Origin of the sequence: Aliamphritea ceti (assembly GCF_024347215.1) — a bacterium.
Taxonomy (GTDB): Bacteria; Pseudomonadota; Gammaproteobacteria; order Pseudomonadales; family Balneatricaceae; genus Amphritea; species Amphritea ceti.
In genome coordinates this window covers 3,214,557-3,240,302 of sequence record NZ_AP025282.1, presented here as the reverse complement: position 1 = coordinate 3,240,302, position 25,746 = coordinate 3,214,557, and the positions used below count along the sequence as shown (strand labels likewise).

General features: G+C 47.5%; 26 protein-coding genes. 19 read left to right on the top strand and 7 right to left on the bottom strand.

Features of this window, described 5'->3' with window-relative positions:
• Positions 1-42: 42 nt before the first annotated feature.
• Positions 43-498 carry an Lrp/AsnC family transcriptional regulator gene (locus OCU49_RS14840; protein WP_261841343.1) on the bottom strand — a complete coding sequence of 152 codons (456 nt, stop codon included), beginning with the start codon at positions 496-498 and terminating at the stop codon, positions 43-45.
• A 200-nt stretch (positions 499-698) separates the two neighbouring features.
• On the opposite strand from OCU49_RS14840, the gene OCU49_RS14835 reads away from it, so the two are divergent.
• Positions 699-2,360, top strand: coding sequence for an aminotransferase class V-fold PLP-dependent enzyme (locus OCU49_RS14835; protein ID WP_261841342.1), 1,662 nt, complete (start codon positions 699-701; stop codon positions 2,358-2,360).
• A gap of 61 nt (positions 2,361-2,421) precedes the next feature.
• Here the strand turns inward: OCU49_RS14835 and OCU49_RS14830 are convergent, their stop codons facing one another.
• Together OCU49_RS14830 and OCU49_RS14825 are read right to left on the bottom strand one after the other, a co-directional pair.
• Positions 2,422-3,603 carry a sensor domain-containing diguanylate cyclase gene (locus OCU49_RS14830; protein ID WP_261845243.1) on the bottom strand — a complete coding sequence of 394 codons (1,182 nt, stop codon included), beginning with the start codon at positions 3,601-3,603 and terminating at the stop codon, positions 2,422-2,424.
• A gap of 160 nt (positions 3,604-3,763) precedes the next feature.
• Positions 3,764-4,924, bottom strand: coding sequence for a GNAT family N-acetyltransferase (locus OCU49_RS14825; protein ID WP_261841341.1), 1,161 nt, complete (start codon positions 4,922-4,924; stop codon positions 3,764-3,766).
• A gap of 199 nt (positions 4,925-5,123) precedes the next feature.
• Between OCU49_RS14825 and OCU49_RS14820 the strand changes: the two genes are divergently transcribed.
• The gene (locus OCU49_RS14820) at positions 5,124-5,570 is read left to right on the top strand and encodes an HIT domain-containing protein (RefSeq protein ID WP_261845242.1); all 447 of its coding nucleotides are present in this window, start codon (positions 5,124-5,126) and stop codon (positions 5,568-5,570) included.
• Between the two features lie 115 nt (positions 5,571-5,685).
• On the opposite strand, the gene OCU49_RS14815 is transcribed toward OCU49_RS14820, so the two are convergent.
• Positions 5,686-5,841: a hypothetical protein gene (locus tag OCU49_RS14815; RefSeq protein ID WP_261841340.1), complete on the bottom strand. Its 156-nt coding sequence runs from the start codon at positions 5,839-5,841 to the stop codon at positions 5,686-5,688.
• 40 nt (positions 5,842-5,881) lie between these two features.
• Positions 5,882-6,151, bottom strand: a complete 270-nt coding sequence (locus OCU49_RS14810) for a GrxA family glutaredoxin (protein WP_261841339.1) — start codon at positions 6,149-6,151, stop codon at positions 5,882-5,884.
• 322 nt (positions 6,152-6,473) lie between these two features.
• Between OCU49_RS14810 and OCU49_RS14805 the strand changes: the two genes are divergently transcribed.
• Entirely contained in the window at positions 6,474-6,959 is a 486-nt protein-coding gene (locus OCU49_RS14805) for a Crp/Fnr family transcriptional regulator (protein WP_261841338.1), read from the top strand.
• Positions 6,960-7,005: 46 nt separating this feature from the next.
• Here the strand turns inward: OCU49_RS14805 and OCU49_RS14800 are convergent, their stop codons facing one another.
• Positions 7,006-7,575, bottom strand: a complete 570-nt coding sequence (locus OCU49_RS14800) for a TIGR04211 family SH3 domain-containing protein (RefSeq protein WP_261841337.1) — start codon at positions 7,573-7,575, stop codon at positions 7,006-7,008.
• A gap of 343 nt (positions 7,576-7,918) precedes the next feature.
• On the opposite strand from OCU49_RS14800, the gene OCU49_RS14795 reads away from it, so the two are divergent.
• Complete coding sequence (locus OCU49_RS14795; protein WP_261841336.1) at positions 7,919-8,281, top strand: glutathione S-transferase N-terminal domain-containing protein; 363 nt, start codon at positions 7,919-7,921, stop codon at positions 8,279-8,281.
• 126 nt (positions 8,282-8,407) lie between these two features.
• A complete protein-coding gene (locus tag OCU49_RS14790) occupies positions 8,408-10,426 on the top strand; it encodes a DNA topoisomerase III (protein WP_261841335.1) in 2,019 nt (672 codons plus the stop codon).
• Between the two features lie 264 nt (positions 10,427-10,690).
• On the opposite strand, the gene OCU49_RS14785 is transcribed toward OCU49_RS14790, so the two are convergent.
• Positions 10,691-11,377 (bottom strand): type 1 glutamine amidotransferase domain-containing protein, encoded by a 687-nt coding sequence (locus OCU49_RS14785; RefSeq protein WP_261841334.1) that lies wholly within the window; start codon positions 11,375-11,377, stop codon positions 10,691-10,693.
• Positions 11,378-11,531: 154 nt separating this feature from the next.
• Between OCU49_RS14785 and OCU49_RS14780 the strand changes: the two genes are divergently transcribed.
• From OCU49_RS14780 to OCU49_RS14715, 14 genes are all read left to right on the top strand, one after another.
• Positions 11,532-12,449 carry a LysR family transcriptional regulator gene (locus OCU49_RS14780; protein WP_261841333.1) on the top strand — a complete coding sequence of 306 codons (918 nt, stop codon included), beginning with the start codon at positions 11,532-11,534 and terminating at the stop codon, positions 12,447-12,449.
• 162 nt (positions 12,450-12,611) lie between these two features.
• A complete protein-coding gene (folE2, locus tag OCU49_RS14775) occupies positions 12,612-13,577 on the top strand; it encodes a GTP cyclohydrolase FolE2 (protein WP_261841332.1) in 966 nt (321 codons plus the stop codon).
• On the top strand, positions 13,574-14,248 hold the full coding sequence (locus OCU49_RS14770; protein WP_261841331.1) for a DUF1826 domain-containing protein: 675 nt from the start codon (positions 13,574-13,576) through the stop codon (positions 14,246-14,248). Before folE2 ends, OCU49_RS14770 begins: the two co-directional genes overlap by 4 nt.
• Before the next feature lie 11 nt (positions 14,249-14,259).
• Positions 14,260-14,682 (top strand): phosphoribosyl-AMP cyclohydrolase, encoded by a 423-nt coding sequence (gene hisI, locus OCU49_RS14765; protein WP_261841330.1) that lies wholly within the window; start codon positions 14,260-14,262, stop codon positions 14,680-14,682.
• A gap of 130 nt (positions 14,683-14,812) precedes the next feature.
• Positions 14,813-15,490, top strand: a complete 678-nt coding sequence (locus OCU49_RS14760; protein WP_261841329.1) for a response regulator — start codon at positions 14,813-14,815, stop codon at positions 15,488-15,490.
• Complete coding sequence (locus tag OCU49_RS14755) at positions 15,477-16,865, top strand: HAMP domain-containing sensor histidine kinase (protein WP_261841328.1); 1,389 nt, start codon at positions 15,477-15,479, stop codon at positions 16,863-16,865. Before OCU49_RS14760 ends, OCU49_RS14755 begins: the two co-directional genes overlap by 14 nt.
• A gap of 267 nt (positions 16,866-17,132) precedes the next feature.
• Positions 17,133-17,309 carry a hypothetical protein gene (locus OCU49_RS14750; RefSeq protein ID WP_261841327.1) on the top strand — a complete coding sequence of 59 codons (177 nt, stop codon included), beginning with the start codon at positions 17,133-17,135 and terminating at the stop codon, positions 17,307-17,309.
• A gap of 204 nt (positions 17,310-17,513) precedes the next feature.
• On the top strand, positions 17,514-18,167 hold the full coding sequence (locus tag OCU49_RS14745) for a YfdX family protein (protein WP_261841326.1): 654 nt from the start codon (positions 17,514-17,516) through the stop codon (positions 18,165-18,167).
• 77 nt (positions 18,168-18,244) lie between these two features.
• Positions 18,245-19,255, top strand: coding sequence for an AAA family ATPase (locus OCU49_RS14740; protein ID WP_261841325.1), 1,011 nt, complete (start codon positions 18,245-18,247; stop codon positions 19,253-19,255).
• Between the two features lie 16 nt (positions 19,256-19,271).
• A complete protein-coding gene (locus tag OCU49_RS14735) occupies positions 19,272-20,204 on the top strand; it encodes a DUF58 domain-containing protein (RefSeq protein ID WP_261841324.1) in 933 nt (310 codons plus the stop codon).
• Positions 20,201-20,695, top strand: a complete 495-nt coding sequence (locus tag OCU49_RS14730; RefSeq protein ID WP_261841323.1) for a DUF4381 domain-containing protein — start codon at positions 20,201-20,203, stop codon at positions 20,693-20,695. Before OCU49_RS14735 ends, OCU49_RS14730 begins: the two co-directional genes overlap by 4 nt.
• Positions 20,692-21,720, top strand: a complete 1,029-nt coding sequence (locus tag OCU49_RS14725; protein ID WP_261841322.1) for a vWA domain-containing protein — start codon at positions 20,692-20,694, stop codon at positions 21,718-21,720. Before OCU49_RS14730 ends, OCU49_RS14725 begins: the two co-directional genes overlap by 4 nt.
• A complete protein-coding gene (locus tag OCU49_RS14720) occupies positions 21,720-23,885 on the top strand; it encodes a vWA domain-containing protein (RefSeq protein WP_261841321.1) in 2,166 nt (721 codons plus the stop codon). The genes OCU49_RS14725 and OCU49_RS14720 overlap by 1 nt, the downstream gene beginning before the upstream one ends.
• A gap of 12 nt (positions 23,886-23,897) precedes the next feature.
• On the top strand, positions 23,898-25,745 hold the full coding sequence (locus tag OCU49_RS14715) for a BatD family protein (protein ID WP_261841320.1): 1,848 nt from the start codon (positions 23,898-23,900) through the stop codon (positions 25,743-25,745).
• The last annotated feature ends 1 nt before the right edge of the window (position 25,746 follow it).

Genomic DNA, 25,746 nt, shown 5'->3' with positions numbered 1-25,746 from the left:
ATTGCTAATAAATCTGCTGGCTTACACTGGCGCTGAATTATGTCAGAGTAAAGGCAGGCGGGTGGTGTTTTTTATTTCTTCCATTGAAAAGCTCGACGTCACATTACTGATACCTTCTACCCGGTTCACAAGAATTTTGTAGAATTGATCAAACGCCTGAATATCTGCAACGACCACTCTTAGTAAATAATCCCATTCGCCTGCCATCCGGTAGCACTCAACGACTTCTTTCAATTCTGTGACTTTATTCGCAAAGTTTTCCAGCCACTGGCTATCATGGTGTTGAGTTTTAATATGTACAAAGACTGACACTCCCAGATTTACTTTATCAGCATCAAGCAATGCCACCCGTGATTTGATAACACCGGTTTCTTCTAAGCGTTTTATTCGTTTCCAGCAGGGGGTAGGGGAAAGATTTACTTTTTCAGCAATGGCCTGCAATGAAAGGCTGCAGTCTTGCTGGAGAATATTGAGTATCTGGCGGTCTTTAATGTCCATACTGATCTCTGCTGTTATGATTTTGCATTGCCGATATATTTTATATTAGGGTGGTGGTGAAGAAAAATAATTTATTTTTATATATAAAAATAAAATAAATTTCTATCTTGTGCGGTGTTTGTACGAATAAAAGCAAACTCTTTTTACGGGATGCTGCATATACTTTATGCATTCTTTAATGCAGCACGCGGAGTGGCAGTATGACAGCGCTTATTCAACGGATACGGGATGCAGTAATTGGCTCGGATCAAACCATCACAACCCCTTTTGGCGATAAGCCACTGGTGTATGCCGATTACACAGCTTCAGGCCGAAGCCTGAACTTTATTGAAGAGTATATTCAGCAGCAGGTGTTGCCGTTTTATGCCAATACGCATACTGAGTCTTCCTATACCGGCGCACAGACAGGTCAGCTTCGTGAGCAGGCACGGACAGAAATTCGTCAGGCTGTGAATGCTGACGACACTTATGAAGTGATCTTTTGCGGTTCAGGGGCAACGGCTGCTATCCATAAACTGGTGGATATACTTAATTTACGTTTGCCGGCTGATTTGAATGATCGTTATAAATTTACCGATATGATTCCACAGGACCAGCGTCCGGTAGTATTCATTGGTGCTTATGAGCATCACTCCAATGAGTTGCCATGGCGGGAAAGTATTGCCGATGTCGTGGTGATTCCACTGAGCGAGACAGGACTGCTGGATATACAGGTTCTGGAAGAAAAGCTGGTTGAATATCAGAACAGACCGCTGAAGATTGGCAGTTTCTCTGCGGCTTCTAATGTTACCGGGTTGAAGAGCAACGTGGTTGGTATCAGTCATTTGCTAAAGCGTTTTGGAGCTTTTGCATTTTGGGATTATGCAGCCGGCGCACCCTATGTAGGTATTGATATGCTTTCAGGTGGTAAGCCAGACAGCGCGCTGGATGCTGTGTTTATTTCGCCGCATAAGTTCATTGGTGGTCCGGGTACTCCTGGAATTCTGGTCGTCAATAAAGCGCTGCTGACGAATCGGGTACCGGCCGTGCCGGGCGGTGGTACGGTAATTTATGTAACCCCTGAAGATCACAGTTACACAGAGCACGGTGAACGCAGAGAAGAAGGTGGAACGCCGGCGATTATTGAGTCTATTCGTGCCGGTCTGGTGTTTAGGTTACAGCAGCAGGTTGGAGTAGAGAGAATAGAAAAACTGGAAACCGACTTTGTTCGCCGTGCACTGCAGCATTGGGGCAATAACGATAAAATCGAAGTGTTGGGTAATCCTGATGCCCCACGTTTATCTATAGTTTCTCTGCGAATTAAGTATCAGCAGGAAGATCTTCATTACGGATTTGTTGTTGCCTTGCTGAATGATCTGTTTGGCATTCAGGCGCGCGGTGGATGCTCCTGTGCTGGTCCCTATGGTCATGCGCTACTCGATATGGATATGCAGTATAGCAAGGCTGTAGAAGCTCAGATTAAGGCTGCACAGATGGTGATGCGTCCAGGCTGGAGTCGTCTGAACTTTAATTACTTTATTGACGAAGCCTGTTTTCAGTATTTGTTACAGGCTATAGACCTGGTTGCTGAGCATGGCTGGCGTCTACTGCCGTTCTACCAGTACGATACCGCTTCAGGCGTTTGGAAGTATCAGGGGCAAGGTTTGCGACCTGCGGTGAATTTGCAGGATTTGGATTTTATGGATCAGGATCAGACGGAGCGGCCTCGGCCAACAGCAACAGATATTGATTATGCAGGTTTGTTGCAGCAGGCAGAAGACGTTTTGCTACAGGAGCAGCAAGGCCAGCGTTTTGAGCTGAGTTTACCGGCTGACGCAGAAGCATTGCGCTGGTTTGTGTTGCCGCAGGCGATTGAAATCTGAGATCCGCATAAAGTAGAAAAAAATCAACCGTTGATGGAGTGAATCTGTCAGCGGTTTTTTATTAACCTGAAACCAGTTTGATACCGCTGCGGGGTTCTAAATCGAAGTGCTCATAAGCACACTGGTTGCGGCCATTATGTTTGGCTGTGTAGACACCGTCGTCAGCTGCTTTCAGTAACCGGGTAGAAAGATCTTCCAGTGACGCATGATCGTAGCGGGAGACTTCGCAGCTGGAGATACCGATAGAACAGCTGATTCGAAACGGTTCCCCAAGATCATTATGCATAATCATTTTAAGGATTTTATTGCGTATTGTATCGCCGATTTGCTGTGCCTGTACGGCATCACATTTAGGCAGCAAAATCGCAAACTCTTCGCCGCCATAACGGGCAATAAAGTCAGTCTTACGCAGTGACTTCTTAAGTACCTGACCAACACTTCGCAGTACCCGGTCGCCTACCTGATGGCCGTATGTATCATTGACCAGCTTAAAGTGATCAAGGTCGACAAACAGGCAGCTGAGCGTGCTCTGATGACGGTTCGCCCGTGATAATTCGCGAATAATTTCCTGATCAAAGGCGCGGCGGTTATGTACTTTAGTGAGCATATCTATGATGCTCATGCGCTTGAGGTTCTGCTGGTTTATGCAGTTCTCAATACATACCGCAATCACAGATGCGAGATGATTAATGTAGTCGTAATCAAAGCTGTCACTGTAACGGCCGGGGTCTTTGCTTCCCAGATGCAGGCTGCCGATCAGGCAGTCATGACGTATCAGGGGTAGGAGGGCGCTACTGAGAATAAAAGGACTGCCTGGAAAGGCCAACTTTTTAACTGCATCAGTTAATTCACCAGCTTTCAGCTCAGGGGTTGGGAAAATAGATTTCAATAACCGCTGATTTTTAACGAAGCGCAGTGTATGTCCGGGTTTAGGCGGGACATATTCGTCCAGCAGGTCACGGGCGGCACCTTCGGGGTCTAATAAGATAAGATTGACGGATGTCAGGCGGAAATATTCTTTAAACTCTACTAATAGCAGGTCCAGTAATTCTGCCAGAGTGCTGCAGCTGAGCAGGCGTATTTCCATCTCAAAAAATGATTTCAGGATCGCCTCATTACGTTCCATCTTACTCGACATAAGACGGATGACGCGGCGTAGTTCCTGATTGTCTTTTTCTGTTGATGTCATATCTTGCCTAACTAGAAGATCCTGGTTTTGCCCGACTGCAAAACTATAATCGATTTAATCGGCAAAGTACTGGAAAACTTTTGTGTCCAAAACCGGAAAAAAACACTTAATATTCAACAACCCTCATAGTTACTGGCCTGCAGCCTGAATATGTATTGCCCAGTTTGGGTAATGGTTGCCGAATAAAGCTTCGGCACGTGGCATTTTGTTTGGTTTAACTGTCGGCTTTAAAAGGTAACTGAGCTTCAAGAACAGACATATGTTCGCGCATCATTTGTTCTTCTTCATTCAGAAACTGGCTGATAGCCTGATCAAATCCGGCCTCAGCGAGCCAGTGAACAGACCAGGTTTCGATAGGTTTAAAGCCGCGCTGAATTTTATGTTCGCCCTGTGCACCAGGATCAAAGCGTTTTAAACCGTGTTGAATGCAATAATCGATTCCCTGGTAATAACAGGTTTCGAAATGCAAGCTGTCAAATTCGTCAAGACAGCCCCAATAGCGCCCGTAGAGGGTTGTTGAATCCCGCAGATAGAGTGCTGCCGCAACGTCGTCATTATCTTTACTGGCAATGCAGAACAAAAGGTTGTCTGGTATTTGCTCGCAGAGCTGGCGGAAAAAATCGAGATTCAGATATCCGGAGCGTCCCCGCTTGAGATAAGTCACCTGATAAAAGTTATAAAAGCTTTCCAGCTCGCTGTTGCTGATCTGACTGCCATTCAAAAAGCGATGTTCGATTGTCTGTTGCTCAATCTTTTGCCGCTCTTTGCGAACGTTCTTGCGCTTTCTGGAGCTGAAATAACTTAAGAAATCATCGAAGTCAGTATAGTTCTGATTAAACCAGTGGTACTGGCTGCCTAATCTGCGCTTAATGCCTTTACCCTGCAAGAGAGGAATGACTTCAGATTCTAGGAATAAGCTGTGCCAGCCAGACAGTTTATGTTGCTGGCAAACCTGCGTCAGTGCCTGTGCTATTGCCTGATGTAGCTCGGCCTGCTGTGCTGCACTTAGGTTCGCAGACAGACAAAGACGGGGGCCGGTGCTGGGTGTAAAAGGAATGGCATTAAGCAGTTTTGGATAATATTCCAGCCCGTAACGCTGATAGGCATCGGCCCAGGCCCAGTCGAATACGTATTCACCGTATGAATGCTGCTTGATATACAGTGGCATAACGCCAACAGGTTCAGGATCATTGATTACCAGATGAAATGCCTGCCAGCCGGTTTTTGCACAAACGCTTCCGCTGTTCTCCAGAGCATGTAAAAAGCCATAGCGTATAAACGGATAATCAAGTCCGTCGCCGGGTCTGTGCACCAAGGTATCCCAGGTCTCCTGACCAATATCGGCAATTGAGTTATGAAAGCTAAATGTGGTCATAGATCAGAATATAAGGTAACTGGCGGGATAGTTCGCCTACTGTATGTCAGACGGCTGTTATAAACCAGTCTTACGCTGCTGTTACTGGTTTGGGCTGATCCCGCGATGGTGTTAAAAACTGCTTTATAGTCAACAAGTTCTGTCGGGATAGCTATTGAACTGCTAGAGTTAAGGTATTGCTTCACAAAGGAGATATATGATGGACGAGCTTGAGCTGGAGTTTGAACTGGATCCCCGTTTAGCCGCCGATTGTATTCATATTGGCGACTTTCCGCTGTGCCGGTTGTTATTAATGAATGATGCAAATTATCCATGGTGCATTTTGGTACCACGGCGTGCAGGCGCGACAGAGATTTACCATTTACCTGAAGAAGAGCAGCAGCAGCTGATTCATGAGTCGTCATTTTTGGCTGAGAATCTGCATGACATCTTTGCTGCCAGAAAAATGAATGTTGCCGCTATTGGTAACATGGTCGCGCAGCTGCATGTGCATCATGTGGTACGTTACGAGAGCGATGCAGCCTGGCCCGCGCCGGTATGGGGTGCAGTGCCTGCCAGGCCTTATTCAGAAACTGAACTGTATGAAGTAAAGCATAAAGTTGAGGTTATTCTGAACGGAGCTTTGGCGCTAAACCGGGCAAGTTAAGAATTTATAGCTTCGTTTTACTAAAGCTGTGGAGGTTTTAACTGAAAAGCTGGCAGACATAAAAAAAGCGCTGAATCTTAATGATTGAGCGCTTTTCTTTTAAGAGGCTTCTCTTCTAACGACGACGGCGGCGCTGAGGCTGCTGACGTTGCTCTTCGACAGGAATACGCATCACCTGCGGCTGATTGTTATGACCTTTAAGCTGATCTTTTAGGCTATAGCCAATCACGAACAGGCAAGCTAGAACGGCTAAAAACAATAATGTAATCATTGGCATGCTCGCTGTTAATTGCGGTTATTGCTTAGTCAGTTTACAGCTCGAATCCTTCGAGCTCATTCCCTTCTTCAAGTTCAGCGACTAATGCAGAAAATTCGGTAAAGCCTCCGATGTGTTCCTTTCCGTGGAAGATCTGAGGAACAGTAGTGACTGGTTTACCGATAGTTTTTTCAAGATCTTCTTTGCTGATACCTTCTTTGTGGATATCAATGTAGCGAAAATCGAAATCTTTGATTTCACAAAGTTGCTTGGCACGGACGCAGAATCCACATCCTTCACGACCGAAAATAGTCACACGTTGCATCTAAATAATCTCCTCATAAGAACGGGTGACATTGAAACAATTTATTAACCCGTACGCCAATAGTGAATGTTTATATCAAACATAGCTATTGGTTATTAGCTCTATAACGCGTCAATTATGCCATAAACGGATTCAGAAGCTGAGTTGTTAGCCTCAGTATAGCAACCAGTTTGAGTATGGGGAGCATTAATAGGGTGAGCGGTTGCTAAGTATTTGATTTTACAGCTGGTAAAAGCATCAGTTTTCTAGTGGCGCTGCTTGGTTTAGAATGTCATGAGTTTGACATAACAATATGTCGTCTCGGGAAAAGTAGAGTAGTCGCGTGGCAATAGATATTCCTATTGAGCAGTTGCAGGACATGCCGGTATTTGGTGGCTTGCGGGAAGACAGTATTAAGTTGTTAGTTTCTGGTTGCAGTTGTGTGGAACACGCAGCAGGTGAAGCTTTTTTCACTGAAGGTGAACGTGGTGATTCTGCTTTTGTAGTTGTGTCTGGCCATGCCTCTTTGTATAAGCACGGCAGTGATAACAATAGATTACATAAAATTCGCAGTTTTCAGGCAACTGAGTGTTTCGGTTCGATGGCGCTGCTCGGTGTTTATCCGCGCAGTGGTGTAGTACTGGCTGATGATCATTGCCATGCAATTGAAATCAAAGCGGACCAGTTATTTGCCTTGTATCAGCACGATGCTGAACAATACACGCTGATTTTTATGAATATGGCCCGGGACTTAAGCAGACGCTTGCGAGACGGCGATTGCCAGTTAGCCGGGTGTATCGACCAGCTAAAAACAGAAACCGCCGAATAACGGCGGTTTTTTTTGTCTGTCTTTTAAAGAAATTCTGATGTAGCGCTTACCAGACGTCTGGGCGTTTTTTGCGGCGTGGGAACATTGGAATAATCAGACCCAGAATCAGGCCACCAAAAGCAACTAGCCCGCCGTAAGTAAACCAGCGCATCAGATTAGAGTCATCCATGCTGTTGATTGAGCGGTTCAGGCTGGATATTTCCAGTTCCAGCTTAGCAATAGTGTCGGCGTATTCTTTGTTTTGCTGTTGCAAGCCAACGGTTTGTTGTTTGAGTGACTGAATAGCGCCATTTTGCTGAGTAATCATAGCATTGCTTTTCCCCAGCTTTTCTTCCAGTTGCGGGAAGCGTACAGACATGCTGGTACCTTCGCTTACGTTTGCACCTGGTAGCCAGCCGGTACGGCCGGAAGCGGTTTTGATCCGTACGTATCCGCTATCTTTGTTTCGGCTAAGTATTGTAATACTGGTGCCGCTGCGAATACGGCCGGTAATCCTGAACTGGTCACTGGGGCCACCGTGGTAATAAGTGAAGACATCATCACTTATGTACGCTGCCTGGGTATTGAGGCTGAAAAGGGAAATGAAGGTCAAGCAGGAAGCAATTAATAAACGCATGGTGGCACCGTAACTCAAAATTTTCTCTTGCTGCGTATCAGGGCTGCAAGTTTGTCTTTGTTTGATCAGGCATCTGCTGGCAATTCAGAGGGGTTACCACTGGTAAAGCGGGGCGCAGAAGCCCGGATAAATTAGCTAGAAATCATGTTCCATCCCTGTACAGCTTAGCCTGTGACTGCCCTGTCTGAGAAAAGTTCGAACATTTGTTTATTATTTTCAGTTTTATTTCAGCTTGATCGTGCACGTATTTGGCCCTGTCACAGTGCTCTATATTTGGCATCGTCACCGGTGATTGATCTGTGCTAGAATCGCGCACCGTTTTTGTTCTTTGAGGAAGATAGTAGTGTTTATTATTCGCTGGATTCTTGGTCGTATTATTCTGCTGTTGAATGCGCTTACTCCGCCGACAAAAATGCAGCGCAGCCCTGAGCAACAAGCTCAGCTGGATAAGCAGACTGCCAATTTATCTTTATATCAGTATGAAGCTTGCCCATTTTGCGTGAAGGTGCGCCGGGCGATGCGCCGCTTCAATCTGAATGTTGAAGTGCGTGATGCTAAACGTAACCAGGACTTTAAAGCTGAGCTCGAAAAAGATGGCGGTAAATTAAAAGTGCCTTGTTTGCGTATTGAAGAGCAGGATGGTGTGCGTTGGATGTATGAATCTGGCGAGATTATTCAGTATCTTGAGCAAAATTATGTGAAGTAAACTTTGCAGATACACATTAAGAAAGCAGCCAATGGCTGCTTTTTTTGTGTTTGTGATTCACAGGGCTTGCCGGCAAAGAAGTATAGACTGTATATTTAGCCAGTAATTTATCTGTTTGAGCACCTTATGATTTTATACATTGCTGAAAAACCCAGTCTGGCCCGGGCACTGGCAGATGTGCTGCCAAAACCACAGAGTAAAGATCAGGGCTTTATCCGGGTAGGAAATGGTGATGTGGTCAGTTGGTGCTTAGGGCATTTACTGGAGCAGGCAGAGCCGGATCAGTATGACCCACAGTTTAAGCAGTGGCGCTTTGAGCATCTACCAATAATACCTCAGCAGTGGCAATTACAACCACGCAGTAAAACCCGCAGCCAGTTAAGTGTGTTACGTAAACTAGTAAAGCAGGCTGATCAATTAGTTCATGTGGGCGATCCTGACCGTGAAGGGCAGCTGCTTGTCGATGAAGTGATTAATTATCTGGGGGTCAGCGCTGCTAAAAAAGCAGCTACTCAACGCTGTCTGATTAGCGATCTTAATGGCAGTGCTGTGCGCCGGGCTTTAAAGCAGTTGCGTTCAAACCAGGAATTTATTCCGCTGTCGATCTCGGCACTGGCCCGTTCAAGGGCTGACTGGCTGTACGGTATGAATATGACCCGCGCTTATACTTTGCGAGGTCAGCAGGCAGGCTATAGCGGAGTGTTGTCTGTAGGGCGGGTGCAAACGCCTTTATTAGGGTTAGTTGTCAGACGGGATCTGAGCATTGAAGAGTTTGTGTCCAAGCCTTTTTATGAGGTGGTGGCACACTTACAGACTTCTCTGAAAGAAGCCTTTCAGGCGCGCTGGAAGCCCAGTGAGAACTGTGCACCCTATCAGGACGAAGAGGGCAGGGTGTTATCCCGGCCGCTGGCAGAAAATGTGGCCTCAAGGATCACTGGCCAGCCAGGTACAGTCACTAAGCTGGAACAGAAGAAAAAGCAGCAGGCAGCGCCTTTGCCGTTTAATTTATCGGCACTGCAGATAGAAGCTGCCAAGCGGTTTGGTATGAATGCCAAGGCCGTGCTGGATACCTGTCAGAGTTTGTATGAACGCCATAAGCTAATTACCTATCCACGTTCAGATAGCCGCTATTTACCCCGTGAACATCATGCATTGGCAAAAGATGTAATGCCTGTTGTGATGAGCAACTGTCCTGATTTTGAGAAAGTTTCAGGCTTATTGGATCTGAGTCGACGCAGTGCCGCCTGGAATGACAGCAAGGTGGACGCGCATCACGCAATTATTCCGACTAGCCGAAAAATGCCGGCATCTCTGGGGGAAACAGAGAAGAAAATATATACGCTGGTTGCTACTTTTTATCTGTATCAGTTTTTGCCGAAGTACAGCTACTTTGAAACGAAGGCGGAAGTGACAGTTGCGGGTGGGTTGTTTGCCTGTAATGCACACCGGACTCTGGATCTGGGCTGGAAGAATTTACTCAATAAAGATGCCAGTAAAGATCAGCAGTTACCTGAGCTGAAGCAAGGCCAGGTCGTTGATTGCCTGCGTGGTGAAGTTGAAGAAAAGCATACCCAACCTCCCAAATACTTTACTGATGCAACCCTGTTAGCGGCAATGACAGGTATTGCCCGCTATGTACAGGATCCGGATATTCGCAAAATTCTGAAAGATACCGACGGTTTAGGCACAGAAGCAACCCGGGCGGGGATCATTGAGTTGCTGTTTACCCGTGGTTTTTTATATCGTGAAGGCAAAGCTGTGCGGGCTACTGAGGTGGGTAAAGCGCTAATCAGCTGTTTACCTGATTCAGCTACGACACCAGATATGACCGCGCGCTGGGAGGCTACGCTGAATGACATTAGTCATAAACAGAGTAGTTACGATGCTTTTATGCAGCCTTTGCTGGTGAGTTTGCAGGAACTGGTTGCGGGCTCAGAGAGCGTACAAATCCCGGCTTCACTAAAAGCTGCTTCACCAGCCCGGAAAAAAACCTATGGCCGGCGGCGTAAAACTGCGGCAGGTAAATCAGCAGCTAAAACAGGAAGTAAGACTGCAGCGAAAGCTACTGGTCGCAGCTCTAAAGCATCTGGAAAGAGTGCTGTTAAGTCGGCCGGTGGCCGGCAACGTAAAGCAGCGTCCGTATAAAGACAGCTTATGCTGATTAGCCAGATATATTTATCAGACTGTTCGAGACAGGCATTTATTTGGCTGCGACAGAACAGAGTGCCTGACCAGCTCACAGGTCGATATCGGGGGGATGAGATCGACAGTTTTGATTGTGAGGGTCAGGCAAAAGGGGTATCAGGAATATCCGTTAGTATCGTTACTTATCCTGATCGGCATGTTGTGTCAGATGCGTATTGATACGTATCAAAAGCACAGTAGTGCCGGTCTGTTATTCCGGACTTATCAATCCAGATGAGCCAACAGCTTTTCAGCAACAAGGGCTGAGCTGGCCGGATTCTGTCCGGTAATAATCAAGCCGTCCTGCACAGCAAAAGCATGCCAGTCTTCTGCTTTCTGGTATTCCGCTCCGGCTGCCTGGAGTGCATCTTCTAACAGAAAAGGAACTATGTCGGTTAACTGAACGGCAGCTTCTTCTGAATTACTAAACCCTGTTACTGCTCGTTCTTTAACAAGCGCTACGCCACTAGCGTCTTTAGCATGCAGTAATACCGCACCGGCGTGACACACTGCTGATACCGGTTTATTACTGGCGATCAGTGCTTCAATCAAAGCGATTGAATCTTTATCTTCCGTTAAATCCCATAACGGGCCATGGCCACCCGGGTAAAACACCGCATCGTAATCTGTAGCATTTATGTCGCTGAGTTTCTGTGTTGCTGCTAGTTTCGCCTGGCTGCTTGCATCTGCATCGAAGCGTCGTGTTGCGTCGGTTTGAAAGTCAGGTAGTTCGCTTTTTGGATCAACCGGAGGTTGGCCGCCAGTTGGGGATGCCAGAGTAATCTCGGCACCGGCATCAAGAAACACGTAGTAAGGTGCGGCAAATTCTTCAACCCAGAAGCCGGTTTTTTCACCAGTGTTGCCCAGTTCTGAGTGAGAGGTCAGAACCATAAGAATTTTTGACTGTGGCATGGTTAGCGTCCTTGATTGAGATACTGAAAGTATTTATTGAAGTATTTAGTGGAATAACAACAGTATGAATTAATCAGTCTGATTACATAATGGCGATAAACTTGGTAACTTTGTTTTAATAATTGATACAAAGAAGATGCAAAGAGCTGCCCTGATGAATCTTTCCTTTGAACAACTTAAAAGCATGGTTGTATTTGCGCACGTTGCCGGGCGCGGCAGTTTTAGCGCTGCTGCCCGACATATGGGGCTTTCCCGTGGCGTAGTGAGTTATCACATTAAGAAGCTGGAACAACAGTTGGGAGTGCAGCTGCTGAACCGCTCGACAAGGTCTTTATCGTTGACTGACGAAGGGCGTGCTTATTATACGTACTGTAAAACCATTACTGAGCAGGCTGACTCAGCTCAGCAGCAAATGGAAAACTTCAAGCATGTACCGGAAGGTCTGTTGAAGATTACCTGTCCGGTGAATATGGGGCTACAGATCATCGTGCCGGCGTTGAACGTTTTCAAGCGTCAGTATCCCCGTATTGAGCTGGATGTGGTGCTGGCAGATCAGGTTGTGAATATTCTGGAGGAGGGGATCGATCTGGCGATCCGTGGTGCGCCGTTGGCTGATTCTTCGCTACAGGCTATGCATCTTGCTGTGCTACAGACACATATTTGTGGTTCACCTGAGTACTTTAAAAGTCACGGTCGCCCCCAGTCGCCCGAAGAACTTAGCCGGCATAACTGGATTATTTATCAACTCTCATCAGGCACGCTGGAACTACGCAAAGGAGAGCGCTCGTTCAGTATCAGACCTGAAGGCGATATCTCTACAAATAACGCCGCCGCCCGCACGGCTTTTGTTGAAGGGGGCCATGGGTTAGGAAGGATTCCTACCTATGATGCTTTGCCAAAAATTCAGGCCGGAACACTTGAGTCGGTTCTAGACGATTACCAACTGAATGATATTGAGGTGTATGGCGTGTTTGCTCCGGGTGCTGCTAAAACTAAGAAGCTCAGGGTTTTACTGGATTTTCTTAAGTTGCATTACTCTGGATTGGAAAGTCAGCGGTTGCTGAATATTTAATTACAGACGATATTCTTGCTTGTGAATATTAATTGAATTGTTATAACATAACATTTAATTGCACAATGTTATGTGCTTCTAATAAATCTCAGACTTCGGGACTCCCCACTATGAAGTCAGTCCTGAGATTGTTTATTCAATTATGTATTCAGGAGCTATTGCTTGAACGCCTCTTTACCGGATACCGCTCGTCATCTTATGCCTTCACACAGCCATTCGCTGGACTGGGTCGGTATGGAAAATATCAGAATACCTTTAAGCCTTAAAGCGACAGACGTTTCTGAGGAAATCAGCCATGTCAGTGCCACTGTCGATATTGGTATTGATTTGCCGGGAGGGGAAGGCGCCAGGAAAGGCATTCATATGTCGAGACTGTATCGCGCCTTACTGACGATGTCTGAACAGCCGTTAACCTTGCCGGCAGTGCTGAAGTGCTTGCAGGAATGTGTCAGTAGTCATGAAGATTGTTATTCATATCAGTCTCAGATCAACATTGCTTTTGATCTGTTACTGTTAAGACCCGCGTTGCTGACGCAGGCCGCAGCAGGTTGGCAGGGATACGCGGTAGAGTTGTCTGCGAGTACTGATGCAGATGGCAATTCAAGCGTCTCTGTTGGAGTAGATGTTGCGTATTCATCAACCTGCCCCTGTTCAGCAGCATTGTCACGTCAGGCGCTTAGTGAACATTTTCGTATCGCATCAGAAGCTGATCCTGAATTAGCTCAACCGGATCCGCTAACTGTTAGCCAGTGGTTGCTGGAACATGGCTCTGTTGCAACGCCTCATAGCCAGCGCAGTGTTGCGCGGATAAATGTAAGCCTGTCACCGGATGCAGTGTCTTTTGGTATAGGTGAGTTAATCGACCAGATCGAATCTGCGTTGCAAACCCCGGTACAAACCTTTGTTAAACGCGCCGATGAACAAGCATTCGCCCTGCGTAATGGCAGCAACCTTATGTATGTGGAAGATGCCAGCCGGCGTATTCTGGATGCTTTGAGTGGCTATCAAATGGCGAATATTCAGGTGCGTCATTATGAAAGTCTGCATGGTCACGATGCCGTAGCAAAAAGTAACTGGATTGCACCTGCGATGGCCAATAACAATGCCGTCGGGGGGAATACCGTATGAACCAGGCTCTGGCTTCAGCCGAACCGGTACACAACTATTGCAGTGGTACTCAGCCGGGTGTTCTCAGTGAAATTTATCAGCCAGAACTGAATTTGGTTTACTGGCAACGGGAAACTGACGTTCAGGCCTTGGAATACGCGCAGTATCTTGCGGGGCCGGATTGTTATTTTAGCAGTAAGTCATCTGTACTTGGCGAAGCTGAAGTGGCCGACTGGTTGAATGAAGTGTTGCCTGAACATTCTGGAAAAGCCGCCTTTGTCGAAGATGTGGCGATACTGGCAGATATGTTTAGCTGTTTGTTTGATCTTTCGAATGTAGGTATTCGTCTGCAAGCATTGCAACGGGCAATGTGCCCTAAGTTTCATGTCGACAAAGTGCCTTGCCGGCTGGTAACCACCTACACCGGCGCCACAACTGAATGGCTTGAGAACAGTACAGTAGACCGTTCCGGATTAGGCGCTGGTAGCCGTGCTGATAAAGCTAAGGTACCAAATGAACAATCCGGTTTGGTTTATACCGAAGCCGATATTAAGAGAGTACCTGAACAAAGCGTTGTATTGCTTAAGGGAGAGGGCTGGTGGCAAAACGAAGGCAATGGAATCGTTCATCGTTCGCCGCAAGCCAGTGCTTCTGAACCAAGAGTTTTTCTGAGCTTTGACTTTGCCAATTAAGGGAGAGTTGCATGTATAACGGTTACTTTGCAGCATTGGAAAATGCCAGGGCCGGGCAGCAAATTGCGGTTGATGAGCTGTTACCGCAGTTGGTATTGAACCAGCAGGGGTTAATTCCAGTGATAACCCAGTGTGTGAGCAGCGGTGAGGTATTAATGCAGGCATGGATGAATATCGAAGCGCTGCAACTAACGCTGGATACTGGCCAGATGACATACTGGACCCGCTCACGTCAGCAGTTATGGGTGAAAGGTGCTACCAGCGGGCATATACAGAAGTTAGTCGAGTTACGTATAGACTGTGATGGAGACAGCCTGTTATGCCTGGTTGAGCAGTCAGGTGCTGCCTGCCATACCAACAGGTCCAGCTGCTATTACTTCTCCGTAAAGCCACAACAACATCAGGCTGAAGTTCTGACTGACAGGCCTGAATGAAGGTTCGCGTTTAACAGCCACTGTTATTTATCAGTTGCACTCACCTTGTTGGATAATTATGTTGTGTCTGGTTGTCAGTTATTTAATGCTGATAACAGCAACAACGTTTAACCAGGTGAATGGAACACTGATGAAAATTTTGCTGGCCGAAGATGATACCGTTAATGCTGAATACATTCGCAAAGGGCTAGTCGAAAAAGGCTTTGTAGTGGACTGGGTCACGGACGGTCGTGAAGCCCTGACGTATTGTTTGTACAACCAGTGTGATTTATTTATTGCCGACCGAATGCTGCCAGGTATGGATGGGCTTTCAGTGGTTAAAGCATTACGCGCCTCAGGTAGTCAGTTACCCGTGATATTTCTGACAGCCATGTCAGATGTTGATGATAAAGTGGAAGGTCTGTTGGCCGGTGGCGATGACTATATGGTTAAGCCGTTTCACTTCTCAGAGTTGCTGGCTCGTATAACTGCATTGTCTCGCCGTCCTGGCGAAAGTAACGCAAAAACTGAATTGCTGGTGCACGATCTTAAACTGGATTTACTGACCCGCATGGCAGAACGTCAGGGGCAGGAAATCGAGCTGAAAAATAAAGAATATGCGCTGTTAGAGCTGCTGATGGAGAATGCCAACCGGGTTGTTAGCAAGACGATCATTCTGGAAAAAGTCTGGGATCTGAATTTTGATCCCGGCACGACGGCAGTTGAAACACATATCAGTAAATTGCGGCAAAAAGTAGATAAACCATTTGCCGAACAGTTGATCCATACGGTTCGGAATATGGGGTACAGCATCCGTGCGCCTCGCTAATATTATTGCTGGTTCTGCCTTCAGAGTTTCTGTTCAGCTATTGGCTGTTTTTGTCGTTATGTTAGTTCTGGCGGGTATGGTGCTGGTGACAGCCGTGACTAATACACTGGAAAACGAAACCCGTGCTCAGCTAGAGGAAGAGTCGCTTCTGCTTGAAGATATTTACGACGCAGAAGGGCTCAGTGGATTAACCAGCAGTATTGAAGAGCTGGCTAAGCAGTCGGTCTTTTTTGATCGTGCACTGGGTCTGTTTGATGAAAACCGGATTCATTTGGCCGGACAGGTCAGCCTGATGCCGGGTTTTGTCGGCTGGAGAAAGACCCATCTGATGTTACTTGAACCACCCTCTGGAGAAGAACAGAACTATCATGCCCGTGTATTTCAGCTGGATCGAATGACTCTGGTTGTTGGGCGCAGTACTGCCCATATCGATGCCGCCCGGCAGCAATTGATTATCTGGTTGCTGGTAACCGGAATTTGTTTGTCTTTGGGGACGTTGCTGTTGGGGTATCTGGCAAGCAGACGCTCTTACCGGAAGTTATATGCGATGGGACAGGTGCTCAAGACCATTGCCAGTGGTGATATGAGTGCCCGGATCCCGGTATCAGATACCCATGATCAGATTGACTTGCTGGCTATTCAGGTGAACGCGCAATTGCAGCACTTAGCCACACTGGTTAATGGCATTCAGACAACCGCGACGGCAATCGCACATGATCTGAAAACACCTTTGTCTCATGCGCAAATAGCACTTTATGAAGCCGGTGATAAGTGTGATCAGGGACAAGACCCTGAGCAGGAGATTAGCCAGGCGCTTAGTAAGCTGGAGCAGCTTAACCAAACCTTCGATACCATTTTAAGAATTTCCCGTATTCAGGCGCAGACAGACAAAAGCAGTTTTGCTCTGGTAGAACTGCATGCGCTGGTGGAGAAAATATTCGATTTACTGGAGCCTGGTGCGCAGGATGCCGGCATGGAATTGAGTGTCGTGTCGCACTTACAGAGCGCTAAGCAGGATAGTCATCAAGAGGCTTTAGAGCTGTATTGCGATGCGGGGATGTTGCAGCAATTGCTGATTAATTTGCTGACCAATGCCATTACTCATTGTGCTGCCGGTAGCAGGATTCAGGTTAGTGCAGAACAAACTGCTGAAGCAATAGTTTTGACTGTTGAAGATAACGGTCCGGGTATTCCTGACTCTGAACGTGAGGATATTTTTAAACCTTTTACGCGTCTCAGCCAGCCACGTACTACACCGGGTAATGGTCTTGGTCTGGCATTGGTTAAAGCAATAGCCGATGCCCATCATGCCCGAATTCAGTTGAGTGATGCTTCGCCGGGGTTGCGGATTCAGGTGCTATTTCCAAAACAGTAATCTTGTCATTCAAGAAGTTTAAATTTTTTTAAAGATACGGCCAGTTTCAGGTTAAGTTACTGATTTATGCTTTTCTACAACATCCGAAACAGTTTCCATATCAGGTACTTGGGGAAGTCTGGTAGGCACTAAATTAGGATGTCCCAAAATAAAACGCCGGGCCTTTGATGCTCACTGTTGTTTAAGCTTTTATTCTTTGTGCGTATCAAAGAAGAGAGCAGGGCCCGGCGTTTATTTGTTTACCGACTAATTCAATGGGAATACAAAATGTCAGAACTACAACAGGCTGAAGTTGCTAAGCTGCACGGACACATAACACAGGATGTCCATAAACTGGTTGATAAGTATCTTAAGATCATGGATTGGGAAGTACCGGAAAATAATGAAGCTGCGGCCAGACAGATGATTTTGAATGAGATTAAAACAGCGCTTGATAAGCTCTGATCATTAATCTGAAACGTATATTTTTAAAGCCCGCTGGTTGTTGCCATGCGGGCTTTTTTATTGCCTGAAGAGTCATTTAGCTTAGTGTTTTCAATTAACTATGAACGATTTTGTAAGTTTAATTTTATTTAAAGTTCACTAAAGGTAAGGGTGAAAATCAGGGCTTAGTATTGCCGGTATCAACTGAATGAACTGGAGATAGTCATGAAAACAGCACCAACTAAATTCGCTTTAGCATTCACAGGTATTTTGGCGGTAAGTGCCATGTCTGGCTTTGTTTCGGCTGCACAAAGCAGTAACACCAGCCAGGACAATACAGCTGTATATGTGGTGGAAAGCATAAAAATTCCCGGTCACGCGAAATCAGTTTTAGCAGATACCCGTGCTGCACGTGTTGCACTGTTTGAAGGTCAGACCGATGCTGCAATCGATCTGGTACAAAAAGCACTGGATACCTTCGATGCCGGTGTCGCTGATTATGCTGTTGAGCTGGATGACGATTCCGGTTTTGGTATCCCGGTTGATAGCTCTGTTGAGTTTAATGAAGGTTTTCAGCCAACAGATGCTGACGCAAAAGTAATCAATCAGGCTGGTCAGTTGGCACAGAAAGGTGATTCGAAAGCAGCAGTAAAAACCATGATTGAAGGTGGCATTGAGCTGGATTTCAAATATGCCATGCTGCCAGTCGCGCCAACAGTTGTTAGCCTGAATAACGCTCTTGATGATCTGCAGGACGGCAGTTTTTATGAAGCCAATATTGCCCTGAAAGCGATTGAAACATCGCTGGTTATTGAAGATTACGGCGTTGCAGACACCCCTAAGCAGGGCTTTGCCTGGGAAACCATTAGTAAGTCTTAATCTGTTCACCGTTGAGGCCAGCGAGAGCTGGTCTCTTTTTTCTTTGTATTTCGGTTTTTGGTGAAGAGGATAAGCCGATGAATTCTAATACTGTACTTAAAAATACGCCGGATCTGCAGACAAATAATATTCCAGCAGATGAGCTGGTGGCGCATCTGAAAGCGCATATGAATGCGCGGATAGTCGGTCAGGAGCAGTTTGTTGAGCGTTTATTACTGGCGTTATTCGCTGACGGTCATATTTTACTTGAAGGTGCGCCAGGGCTGGCAAAAACCAAAGCCGTTAATGCGCTGGCAGAGGCCATTGATTGTGATGCCAGACGGATTCAGTTTACCCCGGACTTGCTGCCGAGTGATCTGACCGGTACCGATATTTACCGGCCAGAGCAGCAAAGCTTTACTTTCCAGCAAGGCCCTCTGTTTAACAATCTGATTCTGGCGGATGAGATTAACCGGGCGCCGGCTAAAGTTCAGTCTGCATTACTGGAAGCGATGGCCGAGCGGCAGATTACAGTTGGTGGCCATACTTATCCTTTACCCGCACTGTTTCTGGTTATGGCGACGCAAAACCCGATTGAACAGGAAGGTACTTATCCGTTACCGGAAGCTCAGCTAGACCGCTTTCTGTTACATGTGAATATAGATTTCCCAAGTGCGCGGGCAGAACGGGAAATTTTACGCATTGTGCACGGTGAAGCGCAGGGAGAGGTCTTAAAGCCTAACCGACTGATTAGCACCGAAGAGATCTTTGCTGCGCGGCAACAGGCATTACAAACCCATGCATCTGAAGCATTGCTTGAATATATCATTCAGATTATTCAGGCGACCCGCCGGCCATTCATGTACGGCGAAGATATGGTTGATGTTATCAGTTACGGCGCCAGCCCCCGAAGCACTATTGCGCTGGACCGTTGCGCCCGGGTACATGCCTGGATGCGGGGTTCTGAGTTTGTGACGCCAATGGATGTTCAGGCAGTTGTTCATGACGTATTGCGGCACCGTATCATTCTTAGCTTTGAAGCCCAGGCAGAAGGCAAAACTGCGGATGAGTTTATAACGGCCCTGATAGACCGTGTACCGGTGAGCTGACAGGGAGGCTTTGCATATGCAACAGACAGAAGCTAGAGCTCCGGGTATTGAAATCAGCAAGGCTGAACTGATACAGGCGCGACCTCCAAAAGGTGTGACCGGTTTTGCGCCTTCCGGTCCTGTTCAGACGCACCAGTGGGGAACTAACCGTTCTGCATTTTTGGGGCAGGGCATGGAGTTTGCTGAATCACGGATTTATCAGCCCGGTGATGATGTGAAGAATATCGACTGGTGTGTGACTGCCCGGACCGGACAGACCCATACCAAGTTATTTCAGGCGGAACGCGAGCGGCCTGTGTATCTGTTGGTGGATTTGCGCAGCATGATGCAGTTTGGCTCCAGAGTAAGATTTAAATCGCATCTTGCCGCCGAAATAGCCGCGCAACTTGCCTGGGTTGGTCATGATGGTGGTGACCGGATAGGCGCTCTGATTCTTGGCCGCCAGGGTATACGCAGTTTTAAGTCCGCCCGTACCCGGAGTTCGGTTTTACAGTTTCTCGACGCGGTGGCTCATCAAACTCAGCGCTTACCTGAGATAACTACTCAGCAGGATGAACCATCACTTACCGAAGGGTTAAGACGCTTACGTCAGGTGTGCCGGCCCGGCAGCATGGTGTTTGTGATCAGTGATTTTGCGGATCTTGATGAGGGCTGTGAACGGGAAATGAAATATTTGGCGGGTCGCAGCCATGTGATCAATATTCAGATCAGTGACCCCCTGGACAGTGCTTTACCTGCTTCAGCAGGGCGAATCAGTAACGGTCGTGAAACGCTTCAGTTAGGACAATTGCATAAGCAGACGTTGGCAGACTACGCCACAGCATTCCAATACCGCAGTGCCCGGCTGAATAAGCTGAGTCTGCAGCACAATATGGTGTTGCATCAGATTACAACACTCGAGAAGCCAAGCTGTCTGCTCAGACCTCAAACTGTAAGGGGGATGAGATGAATACCAATCTTTCACCTGATATGCAGGCACAGCTGGATCTTCTGCGTGATATCGCATTACCGCCGGCCGTTTCATGGTGGCCTCTGGCACCAGGCTGGTGGGTACTCACAGGTCTCATGCTGACGTTGCTGGTGGTCGGTCTGGTATGTCTGCTGAAGCGTCGTAACAGCGTGCGATATATTGCCTTGCAGGAGCTGGCGATACTTCGCAAAGACGCGGAAAACATTCATCCCGTAGTGCTGGCAACTCAGTTATCGGTTCTGTTACACCGGGTAGCTATTGCTATTGATGGTAAAGCATCCGGCATGCTTGCTGATGCTAATTGGAGCCATTACCTGAGTGAAGGTCAGCAAGGTATGGCTACTGAGGTCGCAGAGTTTATTGCCAGCGCTCCGTATCGACAAATAGATCATTACCAGCAAACAACCGATTTACCTGACGCTGGAATATTACTCAGTGGCACTGAACGTTGGATCAGGAGGCATGCATGATTACCTTTATCTGGCCGCTGGCGTTTCTGTTATTGCCATTGCCTTTTTTAGCCAGAAGATATTTAAAACCGGTTGCCGCCGGTACTTCAGGTGCTTTAAAAGTGCCTTTCTATGAACGCTTTTCCCAGGGACATAATCAGCAGGCTTCGGTTGCTGGTCAGAGTATCTGGTTACAGATATTCGCCTGGTTGATCTGGGGGCTGCTGGTGACTGCGCTGGCACGGCCTGCACTGGTAGGCGATGAAGTTCCTTTACCGGTGAAAGGCCGGGATCTGATGATGGCGATAGATTTGTCAGGCTCAATGCAGGAAGAAGATCTTACCCGCAGCGGTCAGCGTGCGACCCGCCTGGATGTGGTGAAACAAGCTGCCGATGATTTTCTGCAACGCCGGGAAGGCGATCGTGTTGGTTTGGTGCTGTTTTCTGACCGTGCTTATTTGCAGTCTCCCTTAACCTTCGACCGAGAGGTGGTACGTGAACTGTTAGGTCAGGCACAGGTTGGGTTAACCGGCCAGAAAACCGCCATCGGTGATGCCATAGCGATAGCGACAAAACGTTTGAAAGACCGTGCAGAGGACAGCCGGGTATTGGTTTTACTGACAGACGGGGTGAATAACGAAGGGGTCATGGATCCTGTCCAGGCTGCTAAGCTGGCGAAAAAACTGGGAATTCGGATTTATACCATAGGTGTCGGTGCTGATGCCATGCGGGTTAATACAATGTTTGGCCAACAGGTGGTGAATCCGTCGCAGGAGCTGGATGAAGCCAGTTTACGTGAAATTGCTTCGCTGACTGGTGGTAAGTATTTTCGGGCAACAGATGAGCAGGGGCTGGCCAATATCTATCGGGCAATAGATCAGTTGGAACCTGTCAGTGGTGAGCCCGTTTATGTTCGTCCTGAAGTGGCGCTGTATTTCTGGCCAGCTGGGTTGGCACTGTGTTTAGCGGCGATTTCTGCTCTGTTGAGTCTGGTCTCAGGTTGGTCGTTTAACTTCAAGCGTAATAAACATCTGGAGGCGCAGTGATGAGTGTGATCATTGAGCAGTTTCATTTTCTGCGTCCGGAATGGCTCTGGGCATTAATTCCCGGTGTTGTACTGATGGTGTTACTGATTCGCCGTGGTACAGCAAAGGGCAATGATAACTGGCAACGTTATATTGATGAACACCTGCTGGTGCATTTGTCATTGCAAGGCGCTAAAGCAAACGCCAGCCATAGATCATGGGTTGCAGTTTGTATTGCCCTGGTGATTTTTATAACTGCTTTAGCCGGGCCGAGTTGGGAAAAGGCAGAAACACCGTCGTTCCATGGTGGTGAGCCGGTCGTCGCTGTATTGAGTCTGGCACAATCCATGAATGGTAATGATGTTGCGCCAAGCCGGTTGAAGCGCGCTATTCACAAGTTGAGGGATCTACTGGCACAGACTCAGGGTACCGACCGTGCTTTGGTAATTTATTCGGATATTCCTTTTATAGTTGCACCCTTAACAAAAGATGCGCAAGTAATAGAACAGATGTTGCCTGAGCTCTCTACCAACCTGATGCCTGTCTTAGGAGACCGGCTGGATCTGGCAATAGCTGAAGCTGCTCAGTTGTTGCAGCGAACCCATGCCAAAAGCGGCCGGATAGCCGTCTTCACAGACAGTATTGGTGAGTATCCTGAGGCAAGTATCCAGGCGGCTGAAGTAGCCCGGCAGCAGGGGTATCAGGTATCCGTATTAGGTGTTGGTACGACAGCTGGTGCGATGTTGCAAACGGCGGATGGTCAGACGATTAATAATCGAAATGGTGATGCTCTGATTTCGAAATTACCCGTGGGTGAATTGCAACAGCTGGCATCGAAGGCAGGTGGTGAAATGGCTGTTATAACTGCTGGCGGTGAAGATCTTGCCCGCCTGTTACCAGTTGATTTACAGGCAATGGCTGCCGGTGATGTCAGCGATATACAGGCAGATAGTTGGATAGATAATGGTTTTTGGCTGTTGTTGTTACCGGTATTAGCAGCGCCACTGTTATTTCGTCGGGGCCTGATTTTTGGTCTGGTGCTGGCAGTGGGAGTGGCTGGTTTTCAGCCTGAGCAGGTGATGGCCACGGAGTCTTCGGAAACGTCTTCAACAGCAACAGATACATTAAAACAACAATCCTCTGATGGCGATGCATTCAACTGGAATGGTTTATGGAAAACGCCTGATCAGCAAGCCAGTAAGGCTTTCAGTTTAGAGAGCTTTAGTACTGCAGCGGAAACTTTTGAATCACCTGACTGGCAGGCTGCCTCATTGTATAAGGCCGGTGATTATCCGGCAGCAGCGCGGGAATATGCTTCATTGAATGCCAGTGATAAGGACTACAACCTGGGCAATGCGTTGGCCAAAGCGGGTGATTTTCAGGGAGCGCTGGAGTCCTACGATAACTTTCTAAGCATCAATCCGGATCATGAAAACGCAGTATATAACCGCGATCTGATCGCCAAGCTGCTAGAGCAACAGCAACAGCAACAGCAACAGCAACAGCAACAGCAACAGCAACAGAATCAGAATCAGGATCAGGATCAAGATCAGGATCAATCCGGCTCTGGTTCAGATGAGCAGCAGGATCAGCAGTCTGGCTCTGGCTCAGATGAGCGGCAGGATCAGCAATCCGGTTCTGGCTCAGATGAGCAGCAGGATCAGCAATCAGGCTCTGCTTCAGATGAGCAGCAGGATCAGCAATCTGGTTCAGGTTCAGGTGAGCAGCAGAATCAGAAATCAGACTCTGGCTCAGATGAGCGGCAGGATCAGCAATCCGGTTCTGGCTCAGATGAGCAGCAGGATCAGCAATCAGGCTCTGCTTCAGATGAGCTGCAGGATCAGCAATCTGGTTCAGGTACAGGTGAACAGCAGCAGAAACAGCAATCCAGTTCTGGTTTAGACGAGCAGCAGAAGCAGCATGCTTCTAACGAGAGCGCTGGAGAATCTGAAGCTCTGGATACAGAACAGGGACTGCTATCAAAGCTGATTTCAGAAGCATTGCAAGGTAATCAGGATGAATCTGAACAAAGTGATTCAGGTGCTGATGCCGCTTCAGGTTCGAATAGTACTCAACCGCTGGATCAGGCATCGGAGCAGCAGCTTCGGCGGGTGCCGGATGATCCCACCGGTTTGTTGCGGGCCCGTATTCGTCAACATTATGCGCAGCTTCGCGCGATGCAGTAAGAGAGGTTGAAAATGACATTGTTATCACGGCTTGCATTGCAACTTGGCAGCCAGACCAGAAGTAAAGTCAGTAGCGTTGCTGTAGTTATGACCCTTGCAACAGCTGCGGTATCTCAGTCGTTGCTGGCAGCGGGGCTGGATGCCCGACTGAATGTTCAAAAAGTGGCAGTAGGCGACAGCTTTCAGCTTATTCTGAGTACTCAGGATTCACAGGCATCGGTGCCGGACCTGAAGCCGCTGAAAGCAGACTTTTCGGTGCAGGGGACTTCTCAGTCGATGCAGACCCGAATCATTAATGGTCAGAGAAGTTCGCAGCAGAGCTGGATAATTACTCTTGCAGCCAAACAGACGGGTGTACTGACGATACCTGCTATTTCAGCAGGAAGCGTGAGCAGTGACAGTACACATATCCAGGTAGTGGATATTAGCGATATGCCGAAAGCTATAGGGGCCAACGGAATCAGTGTGAGCGTGAGTGTTCCGGATCAAAAGCAGCATTATATCTATCAGGAGATTCCGTTAACGGTGCGTATGGAGATACGTCAGCCAGTTCAGCAGGCAGCACTGGTTGCGCCGCAGAGTGCTGATTTTGAATTGACGCAGGTTGGTGAGGACAGGGTGCAGCATCTTCAGGGGCTGAACGTTATTGAACGGGATTACGTTTTGCGTCCGCAAACCAGCGGTGAACTGACACTTTCTCCATTTGTGCTAAAGGGAGAAGTGGCTGACAGCCGTCAGAGCCGGTCTCCTTTTATGGGCTTTCCATTTGACCGTGATGCTATGTTGCAGCAGTTTGGTTTTGGCAGTATGTCTAGCCAGAGTAAACCGTTTAAGGTCCGGTCTGATTCACTGACTTTACAGGTTGCTGGTAATCCGAATGCTGCTCAGGACAGTTGGTTTCTACCGGCTAAGGCAGTGCATATTGAAGCCAGCTGGCAGCCAGTAAGTCCGGTTTTTCGGGTTGGGGAAGCGGTAACAAGAAAGATTAGCCTGCTGGCATTAGGTGCACGGCCTGAACAATTGCCTGATTTGAATATAGGTAACGCTGATAATGTGAAAATGTATCTGGATGATACCCAGGTGGATCAGTTACAAACCGCAGAGGGAACTGTTGCCCGAAGGGATGTGGCGGTATCAGTTGTGCCTACAGCCGTGGGTGAAATAACCTTGCCGGAAATACGCGTCAGTTGGCTGGATACAGGCAGCAATGAGCAGAAAGAGGCGGTATTGCCAGAAATGATTGTGAAGGTGGAAGGCATCGGAGCAGATCAGTTGAGCATTCAGTCAGCCGTTGCAGGAACACTGAATAAGCAGGATGGGTTACCACAACAAGAGGCTGCCAATATTGATTTAGCTGGTGTAGATGCTGCAGAAGGCGGCATCTTAAAACTGTTAAAAGACCAGCGTTATGAGGCAGCAGGGCTTGCTGTACTGTTATTGTTGACGCTGGGAATTATCTGGCAGCGTAAGCGCTCTGCTCGTCAGGAGCCGTTATCGGCTGTATTACAAGCTGATAATAAAGTGGCTTTCCATAGGAAGGAAACTTCAGGGGCGACTGAGGATAAAGAAGCGCAGCAGCTTAAGTTACTACGCAATGCAATTCGCAAGGGTGATAACAGTAAAATTTATCATGCTTTACTGAGCTGGATGCGTTGGCGCAAGCAGCCAGTTATGAATTCGGCGCTGAATGACGAGATATCTGCTTTAGAAGCCCGTATATTTGCAGCAGGTAATCAGCAGGTAAAGCCTTATGAGGTTAATCGTCTGAGCGAGGTACTGGACAGCATTTATTCTGAGTCGAAAGCAGCACATGCAAAGTTACCACCGCTTTATCCTGAAAAAGTGAGTCATACACACTGAT